Raw genomic sequence first — 16,517 nt, 5'->3', positions numbered from 1 at the left:
CGCCTGGGTTATCACCACCCGCCGGCCCCCCCCCGGGCCGCCGGCGCCGGTCGTCCCCCCCCCCCGGGGGGCGCCCCACGTCCCGCAGCAACCACAGCAGCCGTTCGCAGCGCGCGTACCTGGCGATGCCGACGCGCTCGTGGGCGAGAGCCTCCTTCATGACGCTCCAGCCCGCGCCGAGCTCGCCGAGCATCTCGCCGTCGGTCGCGACGACGGAGTCGAAGAAGCACTCGTTGAGGTGGTGCGGGCCGAGCATGGCGCGGAGCGGCCGGACCGTGATGCCGTCGCGGTCCATCGGGATCAGGAAGAGCGAGATGCCCCGCCGGCCGCTGTCCTTGGCGCCCGTCCGGGCGGCGAGGACGCACCAGTCGGCCATGCCGGCGTAGGAGGTCCAGATCTTCTGCCCGGTGATCTCCCAGTGATCGCCGCACCGCACCGCGCGCGTCTGGAGGGAGGCGAGGTCCGATCCGCTTTCCGGTTCGCTGAACCCCTGGCACCAGATCGCCTCACCCGTCGCGATGGGGGGCAGGTGCCGAGCCTTCTGCTCCGCCGTCCCGTAGGCCATGATCGCGGGGCCGACCCAGTTCAGTCCCATGTACTGGGCCCCCCGTGGCTCGTGGTGCGCCCACATCTCCTCGCGGACCACCGTCTGTTCCCAGACCGATCCGTCGGAGCCGCCGAACTCGCGGGGCCAGGCCACCGTCAGCAGTCCTTCGTCGGCGAGCAGACGCGAGAAGCGCTGCGTCATCGCCAGGTCGGCGGGATCGTCGGTGAAGGCCCCCAGGAAGTCCGCCGGGAAGAACTCGGCCACCATCCGCCGCAGCCTGCCACGCAGCTCGGCGGCGGACTCCCCCATGGTGAAGTCGAGCACGGCTGTCATCTCCTCTCACCCCGCGTTGGAATATCTGTGCCGTCAGTGGCGGAAGGCCCCTGCGTGGCCGGGAGAACCCCGTCCAGCAGACCGCCGGCCACGGCCCGCCGCAGCGACCGGGTGCTCCCGCCAAGTGCCTGGTTGAGCTTCGCCCGCCGAACGAGCAGGTGGCAGGAGTGCTCCCAGGTGTAACCGATGCCCCCGTGGGTCTGCAGGGCCAGCCGCGTGACCTCGGCCGCCGCGTCACAGCTCGCCGCCTTGGCCATGGCGAGCGACGTGACGCCGGACCGCGCGAGCGGGTCGCCGGACGCCACCGTCGCCACCGCCGCCTCCACCAGGACATCGGCCGACTCGACCAGGACGAACATGTCCACACAGCGGTGCTTGACCGCCTGGAAAGAACCGATCGGCGCCCCGAACTGCTCCCTGAGCTTCGCGTACGCCACGGTGAGCGCGAGCGCGCTCCTGGCGATCCCGAGACTGTCGAGCGCGAGGGCCACTGAGATGCGCTGCTCGACCGCGCGTAGCAGGGCGAGCGCCTGATCACCCCGGGCGAGGACCCCTGGCTCGTCGAGCGGAACACCGTCCATGACCAGGCGCCAGAACCTCCGCGTCGGGTCGGAGCCGCTCATCGGCTCCAGCCGGGCACCGTCTCCGCGGGACCTGACCAGGACGGCCACGGGCTCGCCGGCGTCCGCCGCGAAAACGAGCACGTGCGCCACGTCGTCCGTGGCGCCCAGGCACCAGGAGACCTCACCCGAGAGGCGTACCTCGCCGCCCCGCGTGTCAAGCCTCGGCGCCGCGTTCCGGCGCGGTTCGGAGTCGCGCCACGAGCACGCCACCCCGCTGGGATCCGCCGCGAGCCCGGGCAGGCGGCCGATCACCGGGTTGACGGACAGGCCCGCCAGCAGCTCTCCCGGGCCGAGGGCACCGCCCAGTTCCTGGATGGCGATCGAGGCGAACCCGAACCCGCCGTCCTCGTCCTCCAGCTCCCACCAGCCCAGCTCGTCCGACACCTTACGCAGCCGCTCCGCGTTCGGCGGAAGCACACCGGAGGCGTACTCGGCCAACGGTGGCCACGAGTCGGCCAGCACCCGCTGCACGACCTGCCGGAAACTCGAACGCTCGTCGGTCATCGGGAGCCTCCTCGCGGCAGGCCCAGGATGCGCTCGCCGACGACGTTGCGGAGGATGTCGTTGGTGCCGCCACCGATGGTCCATTCCCAGGATCGCAGGTAGTCGTCGAACCAGTTCCCGGTCTGCCACGTGCCCGACCAGCCATGCTGTCCTTCGTGCCCGGCCAGTCCCGCCATGGCCAGTCCCTCCCTGCTCATGTCCTGCAGCAGCTCGCTGTAGACGATCTTGAGGATGGAGGCCGCGGCGGTGTCCGTACCGTCGACCGAGGCGTCCAGGACGCGGGCGACCAGCAGCCGGAAGGACTCCACCCGCTCGGCATAGGCCCCCAGCGCCTCAAGGGCGGCGCCCCGCTCCTCGGGTGGCAGCGCGGCCACCTCCAGCGTCAGGTATCGCAGGCCGGCGACCATCTCCTCGGATCGCTCCAGCATGGTGAGCCCGCGCTCCTCGCCGAGGGTGGCGTTCGCGATCCGCCAGCCCTCGTTCTCCGCGCCGACCAGGGCCGTCAGGGGAATCTCGACATCGGTGAGGAAGACGTCGCAGAACTCGTCGTGCCCGCTCGCGTTCCGGATCGGCCGGACGGACACGCCGGGCGAGGACAGGTCGAGCAGGAAGTAGGAGATGCCGGCCCGTCCCGGACCGCCCGTGCGGGCGAGCAGCAGGCACATCTCCGCGAACTCCGCGCTGCTGGACCACGTCTTGTGGCCGTTGACGACGTAGTGGTCGCCGCGCCGCTCGGCGCGGGTGCGCAGGCTCGCCAGGTCGGAGCCCGCGCCGGGTTCGGAGAATCCCTGGCACCACCGCTGCCCGTTGCGGATCGCCGGCAGGTACGCCTCCCGCTGCTCGTCCGAGCCGGCGGTGACGAGCGTGGCCGCGGCGTGGTAGAGCGCGACGAAGTACATGTCCAGCCGGGGGGCGCCGGCCCGGATGAGCTCGCGGGCGATGGTGAGCTGCTCGGCTCGCGACCGGCCGCCGCCCCAGGCCGCGGGCCAGTGTGGGACGGCGTAGCCCTGTTCGGCCAGCAGGAGCAACCACGCCCGCTGCAGCCGGGCCCGCTCCGCCGGGTCCGCCGCGCTCATGCGGTCGCGCCAGCCGGCGGCATCCTGGGACCGGCACCAGTTCCGCACCTCGCCGGCGAGATCCGTACCCTGCTCAGGGAGTGACACGGATCGTTCCCCCGTCCACCTGGAGCGACGCGCCCGCGATCCACGACGCCCGTGCCGAGCAGAGGAAGGCGATGGCGTCCGCGATCTCGCGGGCCTCGCCGACCCGTCCCGCCGCGATGGGCTGGAGTTCGAGCATGCGGCGCTCGACCTCCTCGGGGGTCGAGCCGAGGCGTTCCGCCTGTGCCTGGTAGCCCGCCACGATTCCCTCGGTCCGGGTCAGGCCCGGATGCACACAATTGGTGAGGACCCCGTCCTTGGCGTAGGCGAGGGCCAGCGACTTCGCCGTGTGCAGGAGTGCGGCCTTCGCCGCGCCGTACGCCGCCCAGCGCGGGTCGGCCTCCCGGGCGGCGGTCGATCCCACGAAGAGGACACGGCCCCATTTCCGTTCACGCATGGCCGGTACGCACTTCATCGCCAGAGCCACCGCGCTGAGCACGTTGAGCTCGTACAGCCGGATCCATTCCTCCCAGCTGAAGGTGCGCAGCGGGCCGTGCCCGCCGCCGGCCACGCACACCGCGATGTCCACCTGGCCGTACGCGGCGATCGCGGCCTCGTACATGCCGTCGACGGCACCGGGCCGGGCGGCGTCGGCGACGTGCGCGACGGCGTCAATCCCCATGTCCCGCAGCCGGTCCACCGCGGCCGTCAGTTCGGATTCCCCCCGAGCCGACAGAAGCAGCCTGACGCCGGCCCGGCCGAGCTCCTCGGCGGCGGCCAGGCCGATGCCCTTGCTGCCGCCGGTGACGATCGCCACCCGGCCCTTGATGTCCAAGTCCACTTGGTTCACTCACCTGTCCGTTGAATCGTTGCTTGTCAGGCGGTCCACCACGCCGGCGGTCAGGCCCTCCGCCCGCAGGCGCGCCTTCTCCACCTTGTGGGTCGGCGTCCGGGGAAGCGTGGGCAGGACGCGCCAGTACCGGGGAAGCGCGTAGCGGGGCATGTCCTCGGCGGCGCGCGCGATCACCTCGTCCAGGTCGGCCCCGGACGCCAGCACCAGGGCCACCATGACCTCCTCCTCGGCGACCTCGTCCTCGGCGACCTCGTCCTCGCCGGAGGCGTCCGGGCGGGTGGCGTACACGGTGCAGTCCATGACACCGGGCTGCGCGAGCAGCACGGTTTCGACCTCCCAGGCCGAGATGTTCTCCCCCTTGCGCCGGATCGCGTCCTTGATGCGGTCGCTGAAGAACAGATCCCCGTCCGGGTTGAGCCAGCCCGAGTCGCCCGACCAGAACCACAGGTCCCGGGTGGCCGCCACGGTGTCCCCGTCCTTGCCCAGGTACCCCCGCATGAAGATGTCGGGCCGCTTGGGGCGCAGGCAGATCTCGCCGACCTCTCCCGGGTCCGCCTGCCGGCCGTCCGGCCGCATCACCCGCACCTCGAAAAGGTCCCCCTCACGACCTACGGATCCCACGGGGGAGGGATCCGAGGAGCGGTTGATCGTCGCCATCGGCGCTTCGCTCAGCCCGTACACCTCGGTGATGGCCACGCCGAAGCGGGCCTCGAACCGGGCCCAGACCTCGCGCTGCGCCCCCGCGCCCCAGGCGAGTCGGACCGCGTGGTCACGCGCCTGCGTGTCGCCGAGTTCCTGCGACGCCTTGAGGATCATCCCCAGCACCGAGCCCAGGTAGTTGAACGCGGTGATCTCGCCCGCGCGGCAGATCTCCCAGAACCGCGAGCTGCTGAACGTGCGGTCGAGCTGGAAGCCGCACCCGGCGACGAGCGCGGCGGCGACGCCCGTGTACCGGGCGTTCTGGTGGTACAGCGGGAAGAAGTTGAGCAGGGTGTCGCCGGGACCGTAGCCGTTGAGCCGCGCGACGGCACGGGCCAGCTCGACGCACGACTCCTGCGAGTGATGTACGCCCTTGGACGGCCCGGTGGTGCCGGAGGTGTAGAGGACCACACCCGACGCCGTGGCCGAAGCGAGCCTCCCGAAGTCCGTCGCACCTGACGCGGGGGCCAGCGCGTGGACCGTCGTCCTCCCGGGGACGTTTTCGGCCGCGCCGCCGGACACCAGGACGTGGCGGACGTCGGTGCCCGCCACGCACGCCAGCACGGTGGCCAGGTGCTGGGCGTCGCAGCAGACGACCTGCGCCCCGGAATCGCGCAGCAGGTAGGTGAGGAGCTCGCCGCGGTAGTTGGTGTTGAGCGGTATCTCCAGGCAGCCGAGCAGCGCCGAGGCGAACCAGACGGCGATCGCCTCCTCGCTGTTGTCCATGAGGGTCGCGACCCGGGACGAGCTGCCGACCCCGAGCGAACGCAACTGCTCGCCGACCGCGCACACCCTGCTCATCAGCGACGCCTCCGGCACGTCGGCGCCGTCCACCCGGAGTGCGGCACCGCCGCCCAGCCAGGTGTCCAGAAGCCGCGGAAGGGGGTTCACTCGCTACCCACCTGTTCTTCCGAGCGGCTGTCGCCACGTCCGATGTAGGCCGCGACGACCTCCGGGGAGTTCAGGACGGTCTCCGGCGGCCCGACCGCGAGTACGGCTCCCGCGGCCAGCACCACCACGTCCGAGCAGAGCTGGTTGATCACCCGCATGTCGTGCTCCACGACGACCAGGGTCGGCCCGCCGTCCACCCGGAGGCCGGCGAGGACCTCCACCACCTCCTCCTTCTCCGCGCGCGAGAGCCCGGCCATCGGCTCGTCCAGGAGGATGCACCGCGGGTCGCTGACCAGCGCCCTGGCCAGGTCCACCCGCTTCTGGATGCCGTACGGAAGCTCCTTGACGGGCCGGTGGGCGTACTGCGACAGACCGACCCGTTCGAGCGCGTGCAGCGCGCGGTCCCGGGCGGCGCGCTCGGCTCTGCGGGCGCTGGGCAGGCCGAGAGCGGCCGAGACCAGGCCGGTGCGGAGACCCACATGGTCGCCCACCATCACGTTGTCCACCGCCGAGAGCTCGCCGACGAGCTGGGCGCCCTGGTAGGACCGGCCGATCCGCAGCAGCGCGAGCTGATGCGGCTTGATCCCGGTCGTCCGGTCTCCGTACAGGTAGACCTCGCCCGAACTCGCGGGGACGAGTCCGCTGATGCAGTTGAGCAACGTGCTCTTGCCCGCGCCGTTGGGGCCGACCAGGCCCGAGGTCTCCCCTTCCGCGAACGCCACGGTGACGCCGCGCACGGCGTGCGTGCCGCCCAGCCAGACGTCGAGGGCTTCGGTTCGCACCGCCGAAGAGTCGCCGGGGGACATGTTCCCCGCTTCCGCCGACATCGTTCTCACACCTCCAGTCCGAGATAGGTCTGCCGTACCCGCTCGCTGCCGAGCACGTCGCGCGCGGGGCCGCTCAGCACCACCGCCCCGGTCTCCATCACGTACGCGTTGTCCGAGATGCTCTGCGCGGCGCGGACGTTCTGCTCGACCACCAGCAGGGTCGTCCCCCAGGACGCCACCACCGAGCGCAGCATGTCGAAGACCATTTCGACGGCGATCGGCGACAGGCCCAGCGAAGCCTCGTCCACCATCAGCAGCCGCGGCTTCAGCAGCAGCGACCGCGCGATGCCCAGCAGTTGCCGCTCCCCGCCGCTGAGCTGCCCGGCGGGCAGGCTCAGCCGCTCGGCGATGAACGGGAACATCGAGGTGACCTGGTCGACCAGCGTCCGCCGCGCCGCCCTGCCACCGGTCATGGGGACGGCCCGGAGATTCTCGTCAACCGTGAGGCTCGCGAAGACCTTGGCCTCCTCCGGGACGAGCACCAGTCCACGCTTGGCCATGGCGCGCGGCGACAGGCCCGTGACGTCTGCGCCGGCGAACATCACCCGTCCGCCGCGCACCCGCCCCGACTCGCTCGACGCGAACCCGCCGATCCCCCGGAGCAGAGACGTCTTGCCCGCCCCGTTCGCGCCCAGCACAAGACAGACCTCGCCCTCGTGCACGACCAGGTCCACCCCGTCCACCGCGACGCTGTCACCGCCATAGGAGACGGTGAGGGACCGGACCTCCAGCAACGGGCCGTTCATCAGGCCTCCTTCCGGGACGGCAGCCGCATGGTCGCCATCCTCCGGCCGAGACCGGCCAACCCGTCCGGGCGCCAGACCAGGAACACGACGACCAGGGTGCCGTAGATGATCAGTTGGAAGTCGCCCAGGTTCTGCTGGAGGAACCCCGCCACCACGGCGTCGGAGGGCAGCAGCGCGATGGCTCGTGACAGCAGGGGGGGCAGGAGGACGACGAAGCATGCACCGGCGATGGCTCCGCCACTTGACCCCATACCGCCGATGATGATCATCGCGATGTACTGGATCGCCAGCTCCAGCGTGAAGTTCTCGATGTAGACCGCCTGCTGGAAGTACGCGAGGAACGTTCCCGACATCGAGATGATCGCGGAGGAGACCACGAAGGCCGCTAGCTTGTAGGCCGGCAGTGAGATCCCCTGGCTCGCCGCCGCCAGCGGCGTGTCCCTGATCAGCATCCACGCGCGACCGAACTTGCTCTTCTTGAGGTTCTCGACCAGACGCCAGGTGGCGAGCACCACCACGACGAGCACGACGTACCACTTGATGGCCGTGTCAATGGTCAGCCCGCCGATCGAGGCCGTCGGGAGGAAGAATCCCGCCGACCCCACCGCCCGGGTCTGGTACTCGTTGAAGACGAAGATGAGGATGAAGTGCAGGGCGAGGGTGGCGATGGCCAGGTAGATCCCCGACACCCGGAGCGCCGGCAGGCCCGCGAGGAGCCCGACCACGGCGCCGACCAGCACCGATCCGACGAGCACGACCAGGAAGGGCAGCTCCAGCTGCACCGCTCCGATCGCCGCCCCGTACGCGCCGAGCGCCAGCAGCGCGCTGTTTCCCGCGGTCACCAGGCCGACGAACCCGGTGACCAGCGTCAGGGCGAGCGCGCCCAGTGCCGCGATCAGGGCGGTGGTCACCAGGGAGAGCTGGTAGTCGCGCAGGGCGATCGGCAGGATGCAGATCAGGGCCAGGACCGCGATGCGCCGCAGCGCGGGGCCCCGCCCTTCGCTCGTGGTCGCGGCGGCGTTGAAGAGGGTCCGTACCGTCGTCATACCCGCTGCACCTGCTTGTCTCCGAACAATCCCTGGGGCCGGATCAGCAGCACCACGAGGATGACGATCCAGGCGGCCACGTCCTGCACCGGTCCGCCGAAGAACTTGGTGCCGAACGTCTCGGCCAGGCCCACGATCAGGGCGCCGGGAATCACTCCCCGGATGCTGGTGAGGCCGCCGATCAGCGCCGGGGCGAGACCTCGCATGCCGAGCGCCTCCACGCCGTGGAAACTCAGTGCGGTCTGGTAGGCGTACATGATCCCCGCGACGGCCGCCGCGGTGAGCGCCATCGCCCAGCCCAGGACGTAGACCCAGTCGACGGCGATGCCGCCCTGTGCGGACAGCACGGGGTTCTCGGCCGCGGCCCGCATCCGGATCCCGACGGAGGAGAACTTGAAGAAGGTGTGCGCCGCGGCGAACACCAGGACGGCGGCCCCGAGCCCGCACAGGCCGTAGAGCGTGGTCGACATGTCATCGCCGAAGGTGATGACCTGGCTCGGCACCGGTTCCCGCATGACGCGCGCCTCGGTGCCCCAGGTGAGCGAGCTGACGCCCTTGAGCGCGCTCGCCAGGCCCAGCGTGGCCACTACCAGCGCGAACTCGGGCTGTCCCGACAGCTTCCTGAAGATCACCCAGTGCGTCACGGCGCCGAGGGCGGCGACGGTGGCCAGGGTGCCGAGCACCACCACCGGCCACGGCAACTCCCAGCTGGTGGCGTACTGGTTGAAGATGAACGCGCCGAGCGCCAGCTGGGCGCCGGTGGCCAGGTTGAGGATGCCGTTGGTGCGCCGGAGCAGCACCCAGGCGAAGCCCACCAGGGCGTAGATGGCGGAGAGCGTCAGCGCGCCGAGCAGGAGGGTCAGCATCGGCGGACCCTCCGCGGCGGGGAAAAAACGATCATGAGACGGCCTTGACCCAGTCCGTCAGCGGCTTGGCCTGGTCGGCGCTCTGGTCCCAGGTGAAGAAGCGCACGGTCTTCACCAGCTCGTGGCTCTCGGCGCTCACCTGGAGCGGCCCGGAAAGGCCGTTCGTGTCGATCTCGCCGAGCTTCTCCAGGGCGTCCCGAAAGCTCTGCCCGGTCGAACATTCCGCGCCGCAAGCCTGGAGGGTCTTCTCCAGCAGAGAACCGGCGACCCAGCCCTGCGTGAAGTACGGGTTGGTCATGTTCTTCGCCTCGCCGGCCTTGGTCGCCGCCGCCTTCATCGCGTCGACGGCGGGAATCCCGCTCTCGGTCGGGCTCGCGTAGGTACGGAACGCCGCGTACTTGTCGCCGAGCTGCTTCAGGGTGGCGTCAGCCGAGCCGGCCCACTGGTTCACCACGAGCACGTCGACGCCCTGCGCGCGCAGACCGCGCACCGCGACGAGTGATCCGGCGTCGTTGTGACTCATCAGGACGTAGTCGGGACGGCTTGCCTTGATCTCGGACGCCTGCGCGGTCACGTCGGTGGGTGCGACGGGCATGTACTGGACTGTCGCGACCTCCCAGCCACGACCGGTGATGTCCTGCGTCGCGAGTTTCACCATGTCGCGGTTGGAGGGCGTGTCGACGGAGAAGACGGCGATTCGCGGCTTCTCGATCCCGTCCTCCTGCGCGCGCGTGGCGAGGTAGTTCAGGATGGCCGACTCCAGGCGCTCCGCCCTGAGCTCGTAGGAGAAGTAGTAGGACTGGATCGGGTCGAAGAGGCTGGCCGGCCCGCCCAGGCCGACGATCGGCATGTGGTTCTGGGTGGCCAGGGGCAGGGTGGCCAGGCTGAGGTTGGAGAGGATGAAGCCGAACGTGGCCAGCCGCTTCTCGGACACGAACTGCTGGACGTTGGCCCGGCCCTTGGCGACGTCGGAGCCGTCGTCGAGGACCTTGAGGTCGATCTTCTTGCCGTTCACCCCGCCCCGGCTGTTGAGGTCGGCGACGTAGGCCTGGAATCCGGCCGCTGCCGGCTTGCCGTTGAAGGAGATCGCGCCGGACAGGTCCATGGACATCCCGATGGGGTAGTCACCGGACGAGGATTCGGCTGCGCCGCCGCAACCCGCCAGAATCATCGCCGCCGCGAGGCCGCCCACCACCGCGGCAGCGGTCCTCGTCTTCTTGTGAATCACTGGTCGATCCCTTCATCACCTTGTGGAACTTGTGGGACATCCGGCTTCACTCTCGCCCCGAACCTTTGGAGATGAAGTCGTGCTTCCTCGCTCAGGAGCGAGTCGTAGGCATCACTCATGGACGGCAGTGGCATCGCCTCGTTGAAGATCGACTTCAGCTTCGCGATGGCCGCCTGCGAGGATTCCTTGAGCTGGCCGAGGAGGGTGCGAACCCGGCCGTCCAGGTCGCCGGCGTCCTCGGCGACCTCGGACAGCAGTCCGGCACGCATGGCCTCCTCGGCCGTGAACGGCGCACCCGTGTACATCCAGCGACGTAGCACGGCGTCCGGAACCCGCCCCCGGAGCAGGCGCGGGAGGTGCCCGTCCACGATCCCCACCCGGGCTTCCGGGATGGCGAAGGTGGACGTCGCGGTCGCCAGGCGCAGGTCGCACATCATGGCCAGGGTGAGACCGCCGCCCATGCACAGGCCGTCGATGACCGCGATGGTCGGCTTCGGAACCTGCCGCAGCGCCTCGAACGGCAGATCGTCCTCGTAGGACAGGATCGCCGCGGGGTTCGCGGACGCGAGCAACGCCAGCATCTCCTTGAGGTCGCCCCCTACGGCGAAGGCTCCTGCCGACCCCTGGACGACGAGGGCGTCGATCGACGTGTCGGTGCGCACGGCGCGAGCCACGTCGCGCACCGCCGCGTACATCTCGCGGTTGAGGGCGTTCTTCGCCCGCGGGCGGTCGAGCGTCAGCCACGCGACACGATCCGCCACCTCGACATGGACGAAGGTCGACGACGGCCTGGATATCACGATGCGACTCCCCTGGCTTGTGAGGTTGGTGACGGCTATCTAAGCTATCTTTTAGAAGATAGTCAACGGTTGGTGGTGAAGCAGCCGGGCCCGCAGACCGGGTGCGCGGGGCCGAGCAGGTCGCGCTCCACCTTGCCGGTCACGCCTCTGGGGAACTCCTCCGCCGTCAGGACGTGCACCGCCTGAGGGCGTTCGAAGCGGGCCAGCGTCGCCGTCGCGGCCTCCACCACCTCGGGTACGTCGGCCGGATTCGCCAATGCCACGTAAGCCGCAGGCACCTGCCCGAACCGCGGGTGCGGAGCCGGTACGACGGTCGCCTCGACAATGGCGGCGTGGCTCAGCAGGGCTCGCTCGATCGTGGCGGGGTACACGTTCTCGCCGCCGCACTTGAACATGCGTCCGCGCCGCTCCACGAAGGCGAGCGCGCCGCCGTCCCCGCTCCGGACCAGGTCGCCGGTCCTGAACCAGCCGTCGGTGAACTCCGCCCTCGACAGGCCGCCGGCCGACCAGTATCCGCTGAACAGCGTCGGACCGCGCAGCCACAGCTCACCGGCCGAGCCGGGGTCGACGTCCCTGCCGTCGGCGTCCACCACCCGGTGCTGGCAGAACAGCGTTGGACGCTTGTCGAGAAGTGGCCGGCCCCCGGCCCAGGTGACCGCCGAAGCGCCGGGGACCAGGCCCGCTTCGGTACTTCCGAAGGTGTTCAGGTAGGGCGCGCCCAACCGGCGCTCGGCTTCACGGAGCTGTTCGGCGGGGACCAGGTCCGCCATCGCGCCCGCGCATCTGAGCGAGCGGGGGCGCCGGTCCCCCAGCGCGCCGAGCACCTCGTCGATCACGCCGGGAATCAGGAAGAGCCAGCCCACCTCGCGGTTGACCAGCTCATTCGCGATGACTTCCGCGTCGAAGCGTTCCAGGAGTACGAAAGTGCCGCCCAGGACGAGGGTGGCGTACAGGTAGTCGGACGAGGAGATGTGGAAGAGCGGCGCCCAGCCGATGAAGGCGTCGGAGGGCTGGACGCCCAGTTCGGCGTGGAGCACCAGCGCGCGGGACACCATCGCGTGCTGGGAGATCGCCACCCCCTTGGGCCGCCCGGTCGATCCGCTGGTGGACATGATGGCGATCAGGTCGGTGCCGCGGACCGCGTGCGGGTCGATCCCGTCGCCGGGGCCGAGCCCCAGCCACCGGGGGTCCCCGTCATCCAGGTCCACCACCGGCACGTCCGTGGCGGCCCGCGCCACCTCGGCGAACGCGCCGATCGCGAAGACCGCCTTCGGCGCGAGGTCCGCCACCACCGCCGCGGCCGCCTCGGCCGAGAGCCGCCAGTTCACCGGCGCGACGGCGACGCCGGCCGTGCCCGCGGCCACCATGAGCAGCGCCACTTCGAGCCGGTTCGGCGCGAGCACCGCCACCCGATCGCCGCGCTCGACCCCGAGTTCGCGAAGCGCCCGGCCCACCACCTCGGCGCGGTGGTAGAGCTCACGGTAGGAGAGCCGTACCTCGGAGATGGCGAGTGCCGGCTGGTCGGGGCGCTCGCGGGAGCGTTGCCAGAACGCGTGCGCGAAGGTCATCGGAGTGCAACCTTCAGTCGTCATCATCGTCTCCTGACTGGTCAGCTACAAACAGCGATCTGTGTTATCTTTGTACAGTAAGTTTCCGTGACGGTGGAAGACTGAGGAAAGCCGAAGGAGGCTGCGTGAGCAGCGACTCCGACCTGGTCCGGCAGACTGCCGGAACCCTTCCGCAGATGGCACAGCCCGCCATCGCGGAGATGGTGGCGGATGCGATCCGGAACAGGATCATCAGCGGGGAACTGCCGGAGGGCTCGCTCCTGCCGAGGCAGGAGGAGATGATGCGCGAGCTCAACGTGAGCCGGCCGTCCTACCGGGAGGCGCTGCGCATCCTGGAGGCCGAAGGGCTCGTGTCGGTGCGTCGTGGGAACCAGGGCGGGGCGGTGGTTCACGCGCCCTCCCAGATCGGCACCACCTACAGCCTGGGACTTCTGCTCCGCTTCAACGAGGTCACCGTCGGCGACCTGGCCGACGCCATCAGCGAGATCGAGCCACTCTGCGCCGGCGTCGCGGCGTCCCGCCCCGACCGGCACCACGAGGTCGTCCCGCAGCTCAACGACCTGGTGGACAAGCAGGAACGCGCGCTCGGTGTCGCCCACCAGTTCACCCTCGTGGGCCGGGAGTTCCACGAGAGGCTCGTCCAGCTGTGCGGCAACGCGACGCTCACGTTGACGGCCGGAGCCCTGGCGGGCCTCTGGTCGACCCAGGAGCTGGAGTGGGCCGACGTCGTCGCCATCACCTCCAGTTACCCCGCGCTGGAGCAGCAGCGTCGCGTGCTCCAGACGCACCGCATGATCATCGCGGCCATCGCGGCAGGCGACCGGCACCAGGCGACGACGCTGATGCGCGCCCACTCCCTGGCGTTGCACCACCACGTCCTGGAGGAGCGGCGGGACCTTCCGGTCACGCCCCTGACGCACTCCAGGGCGGCCGGCGGCCGGTGACCGGTCCGTACCACCCAGAATCACCCCAGAGAATCACCCAGGAGTTCCCATGCCTGTGCCGTTCGGTGACCTGCCCGAGGATGCCGATGCCGATCTGCTGTTCGACGTCGCCGACGGCATCGCGCGCATCACCCTGAACCGTCCCACCCGGGGCAACTCGATCACCGTGTCGATGTTCCCGAGCTTCCGCGCCGTCTGGGAGGAGGTGCGGATGAACAACGACATCCGTTGCGTGATCATCACGGGCGCGGGCGGCAGACACTTCTGCACCGGGGTCGACGTCGACTCCGTCGCGGAGAGCGGGCAGGTCGCCATGGGCAGCGGCAACATCACCGACGAACTGCACTTCACCTCCCGCCAGAACCGGGTCTGGAAGCCCGTCATCTGCGCGGTCAACGGGTTGGTGGCGGGCGCCGGCCTCCACTTCGTCGTGGACAGCGACATCGTGGTCGCCGTCGAGCACGCGGAGTTCCTCGACAGCCACGTGAACGTGGGGCAGGTGGGGGGCATCGAGAACACCGGCCTGGCCAGGCGGCTCCCACTCGGCACTGCCCTCCGCATGACGCTCCAGGGACGTAACTTCCGGCTGCCCGCGGCACGGGCGTATCAGCTCGGTCTGGTCGACGAGCTGACCGCGCCCGATCAGCTCATGGAGACGGCGCTGCAGATCGCCCGGGACATCGCCGCCAACTCGCCACAGGCCGTGTCCCTCTCCCAGCAGGCCGTGTGGGCGTCGACCGAGATGCCCTATTCGCAGGCCGCCGAGTACGGCTGGTCGCTGGTGCGGTCCCATTGGTCGCATCCGGATTTCATCGAGGGCCCCCGCGCGTTCGCCGAGCGCCGTGAGCCTCGGTGGACAGTCGGATGAGTTCCGGACCTCTGGCGGGGATCGCTGTCGTCAGCCTGGCCGAGCAGTACCCCGGGCCCTTCGCCACCATGGTGCTGGCCGACCTCGGCGCGCAGGTGACCATGGTCGAGCGGCCGACCGGTGATCCCACCCGGCGTCATCCGGCCCTCTTCCGCGCGTTGAACCGCAACAAGCGGTCCATCGCGCTCGATCTCAAGACGGTGCCGGGGCAGGCGGCCCTCCGGTCCATGCTGGCCGACGCCGATGTCCTGATCGAGGGCTTCCGGCCCGGCGTTCTGGAACGGCTGGGCCTCTCCCCGGAGCGGCTTCGGCTGGATTTCCCGGACCTGGTGGTCGTGTCGGTGTCGAGCTACGGCCAGAGCGGGCCGGATCGTGAATTCGGCAGCCACGACCTCACCGTGCAGGGGCGGGCAGGGTTGCTGGACGGGGCTCAGGACGGCGCCGGCGTGGTTCCGACCGCCGATCTCGTGGCGGGAGCCTTCGCCGTCATCGGGGTGCTGAGTGGCCTGCTCGCACGTCAGGCTCGCGGTGGGTCGCACGTCGATGTCTCCATGCTCGACTGCCTGGTGGCCTGGCAGGCGGTACGGATGGGGGGACACCTGGAGGGCGACGAGACCACGGGTTATCCGCCTCGGGAACCGGCGTACGGGATGTTCCGGTGCGGGGACGGTGGTGCAGTGACGCTCGCGATCGCCGGGGAGGACCGGCAGTGGGCCGCACTCTGCGACGAGCTGGGGCTGGGTGACCTGGGCGGCCTCTCCACCGACGAACGGGAGAGTCGCGCCGACCAGTTGCGAACGCTCCTGTCCCGCGCGCTCGCCGCGCGGCAGTCCGGTGACGTCATCGGCCGGTTGGAGCGACGGGGTGTCAGCTGCGGCCACGTTCGCCGTGTCCCGGACGTGCTCGACGACCCGCAGGTCAAGGCGCGCCGGCTGCTGCTAGACCTCTCATCAGGTCACCGGTCCGTCCGGCAGCCGCTGCTCTTCGACGGCCAGGCCATCACGGCGTGTCCCGATGCCCCGGCGCTGGGCGAGCACAACGAGCTCTATGGCCTCGATCCGGTTCAGGCGAACCGATGACGACCGTGGGAACGACCTCGACGCTTTCCTCCTCGCCGCGCAGGGCCTGCGCGGTGGGGATCGCGATACAGCCGGACCTGCTCACCGCGCCCGCCACCGATCTCGCGCTGTTCGCTCAGTCCGTCCACGACGCCGGCCTTGACCATGTGTCGGTGGGTGATCACGTCAGCTATCGGGGAGGCCAGGGTATCGATGGTCTCGTCGCGGCGACGGCACTCTTGACGGCCGGACCCGAGCTCCACGTGGTCGTCGGCGCCTTCCAGCTGGCGCTGCGGCACCCGCTTGTTGCCGCGCGGCAGCTCGCCACCGTGACCTCGTTCGCACCCGGACGTCTCGTCCTCGCCGTCGGGGCCGGCGGCGACGACCCCAGGGAGGTCTCCAACTGCGGCGTCGATCCCCGAAGCCGCGGAAAGCGCCTCAACGAGAGTCTCGACGTGCTGACCCGGCTCATGCGCGGCGAGGTGGTCGACCACCACGGCGCCCACTTCGACCTGGAGCAGGCGTCGATCGCGACGACGGCTCCCGCTCCGCCCCTGGTGGTCGCCGGGTCCGGGGAGGCGGCCATCGAGCGCGCGGCCGCCTACGGGTCCGGCTGGCTGGGATTGCTGTGCACGCCTCGTCGGTATCGCGAGACACGTCGGGAGATCGTCCGGCGTACGGCGGCCTTGGGCCGTCCTGCTCCGGACTGGTTCGGGCTCAATGTCTGGTGCGCGTCCGCAGGCCAGTCCAGGCAAGAACTGGAGTCGAGCCTCGGTCGTTGGTTCGGCCCTGCGGCCCCTCGCCTGCTCCACCTGTGTGGCGTGGGCGAGGAGTCCCAGATCGCCGCATGGCTGGCGGACTACGTCGCCGCCGGCGCGACCCGGCTGAGTATTTCGGTTCCGGCAGCCGAGGCGGTCGAGGCCGTCGAACGGGTCGCCAGACTCGCCGAACTGCTGGCCGAGCAGGTCGAGGACGCTGTCGCGCATCCGGACTCGAACTAGGAACCGGTCGAAGTC

16 protein-coding genes are annotated in these 16,517 nt (G+C 70.3%); 4 read left to right on the top strand and 12 right to left on the bottom strand.

Features of this window, described 5'->3' with window-relative positions; translation table 11 throughout:
• The 12 genes from ACWD3H_RS44560 to ACWD3H_RS44505 form a co-directional block, all read right to left on the bottom strand.
• On the bottom strand, nucleotides 1–880 hold an 880-nt coding region (locus tag ACWD3H_RS44560; RefSeq protein ID WP_451959333.1), incomplete at its 3' end, for an acyl-CoA dehydrogenase family protein.
• The gene (locus ACWD3H_RS44555; RefSeq protein WP_355556415.1) at nucleotides 877–2,007 is read right to left on the bottom strand and encodes an acyl-CoA dehydrogenase family protein; all 1,131 of its coding nucleotides are present in this window, start codon (nucleotides 2,005–2,007) and stop codon (nucleotides 877–879) included. The genes ACWD3H_RS44560 and ACWD3H_RS44555, both read right to left, overlap by 4 nt.
• The gene (locus ACWD3H_RS44550) at nucleotides 2,004–3,170 is read right to left on the bottom strand and encodes an acyl-CoA dehydrogenase family protein (RefSeq protein ID WP_451959332.1); all 1,167 of its coding nucleotides are present in this window, start codon (nucleotides 3,168–3,170) and stop codon (nucleotides 2,004–2,006) included. Before ACWD3H_RS44550 ends, ACWD3H_RS44555 begins: the two co-directional genes overlap by 4 nt.
• Nucleotides 3,157–3,957, bottom strand: a complete 801-nt coding sequence (locus ACWD3H_RS44545; protein ID WP_355556409.1) for an SDR family NAD(P)-dependent oxidoreductase — start codon at nucleotides 3,955–3,957, stop codon at nucleotides 3,157–3,159. Before ACWD3H_RS44545 ends, ACWD3H_RS44550 begins: the two co-directional genes overlap by 14 nt.
• Nucleotides 3,958–5,550: an AMP-binding protein gene (locus tag ACWD3H_RS44540; RefSeq protein WP_451959331.1), complete on the bottom strand. Its 1,593-nt coding sequence runs from the start codon at nucleotides 5,548–5,550 to the stop codon at nucleotides 3,958–3,960. It abuts the gene before it with no gap.
• A complete protein-coding gene (locus ACWD3H_RS44535) occupies nucleotides 5,547–6,332 on the bottom strand; it encodes an ABC transporter ATP-binding protein (RefSeq protein WP_355556403.1) in 786 nt (261 codons plus the stop codon). Before ACWD3H_RS44535 ends, ACWD3H_RS44540 begins: the two co-directional genes overlap by 4 nt.
• 50 nt (nucleotides 6,333–6,382) lie before the next feature.
• Nucleotides 6,383–7,123, bottom strand: a complete 741-nt coding sequence (locus tag ACWD3H_RS44530; RefSeq protein ID WP_355556400.1) for an ABC transporter ATP-binding protein — start codon at nucleotides 7,121–7,123, stop codon at nucleotides 6,383–6,385.
• Entirely contained in the window at nucleotides 7,123–8,169 is a 1,047-nt protein-coding gene (locus ACWD3H_RS44525) for a branched-chain amino acid ABC transporter permease (RefSeq protein WP_451959330.1), read from the bottom strand. The genes ACWD3H_RS44530 and ACWD3H_RS44525 overlap by 1 nt, the downstream gene beginning before the upstream one ends.
• Complete coding sequence (locus ACWD3H_RS44520; protein ID WP_451959329.1) at nucleotides 8,166–9,035, bottom strand: branched-chain amino acid ABC transporter permease; 870 nt, start codon at nucleotides 9,033–9,035, stop codon at nucleotides 8,166–8,168. The genes ACWD3H_RS44525 and ACWD3H_RS44520 overlap by 4 nt, the downstream gene beginning before the upstream one ends.
• A 31-nt stretch (nucleotides 9,036–9,066) precedes the next feature.
• On the bottom strand, nucleotides 9,067–10,263 hold the full coding sequence (locus tag ACWD3H_RS44515; RefSeq protein ID WP_451959328.1) for an ABC transporter substrate-binding protein: 1,197 nt from the start codon (nucleotides 10,261–10,263) through the stop codon (nucleotides 9,067–9,069).
• Nucleotides 10,260–11,063 (bottom strand): enoyl-CoA hydratase/isomerase family protein, encoded by an 804-nt coding sequence (locus tag ACWD3H_RS44510; protein WP_355556387.1) that lies wholly within the window; start codon nucleotides 11,061–11,063, stop codon nucleotides 10,260–10,262. The genes ACWD3H_RS44515 and ACWD3H_RS44510 overlap by 4 nt, the downstream gene beginning before the upstream one ends.
• A 62-nt stretch (nucleotides 11,064–11,125) precedes the next feature.
• On the bottom strand, nucleotides 11,126–12,631 hold the full coding sequence (locus tag ACWD3H_RS44505; protein WP_451959327.1) for a class I adenylate-forming enzyme family protein: 1,506 nt from the start codon (nucleotides 12,629–12,631) through the stop codon (nucleotides 11,126–11,128).
• A 125-nt stretch (nucleotides 12,632–12,756) separates the two neighbouring features.
• Between ACWD3H_RS44505 and ACWD3H_RS44500 the strand changes: the two genes are divergently transcribed.
• The 4 genes from ACWD3H_RS44500 to ACWD3H_RS44485 are packed head-to-tail and all read left to right on the top strand — an operon-like array spanning nucleotide 12,757 to nucleotide 16,502.
• Entirely contained in the window at nucleotides 12,757–13,575 is an 819-nt protein-coding gene (locus ACWD3H_RS44500) for a FadR/GntR family transcriptional regulator (RefSeq protein ID WP_451959326.1), read from the top strand.
• A gap of 49 nt (nucleotides 13,576–13,624) precedes the next feature.
• Nucleotides 13,625–14,443 (top strand): enoyl-CoA hydratase/isomerase family protein, encoded by an 819-nt coding sequence (locus ACWD3H_RS44495; protein WP_355556378.1) that lies wholly within the window; start codon nucleotides 13,625–13,627, stop codon nucleotides 14,441–14,443.
• Nucleotides 14,440–15,522, top strand: a complete 1,083-nt coding sequence (locus ACWD3H_RS44490; RefSeq protein ID WP_451959325.1) for a CaiB/BaiF CoA transferase family protein — start codon at nucleotides 14,440–14,442, stop codon at nucleotides 15,520–15,522. Before ACWD3H_RS44495 ends, ACWD3H_RS44490 begins: the two co-directional genes overlap by 4 nt.
• Nucleotides 15,519–16,502 (top strand): LLM class flavin-dependent oxidoreductase, encoded by a 984-nt coding sequence (locus tag ACWD3H_RS44485; protein ID WP_355556372.1) that lies wholly within the window; start codon nucleotides 15,519–15,521, stop codon nucleotides 16,500–16,502. The genes ACWD3H_RS44490 and ACWD3H_RS44485 overlap by 4 nt, the downstream gene beginning before the upstream one ends.
• Nucleotides 16,503–16,517 lie beyond the last annotated feature (15 nt).

Source organism: Streptosporangium sp. NPDC002607 (assembly GCF_053592655.1).
This window is presented reverse-complemented; position numbering and strand designations above follow the sequence as displayed.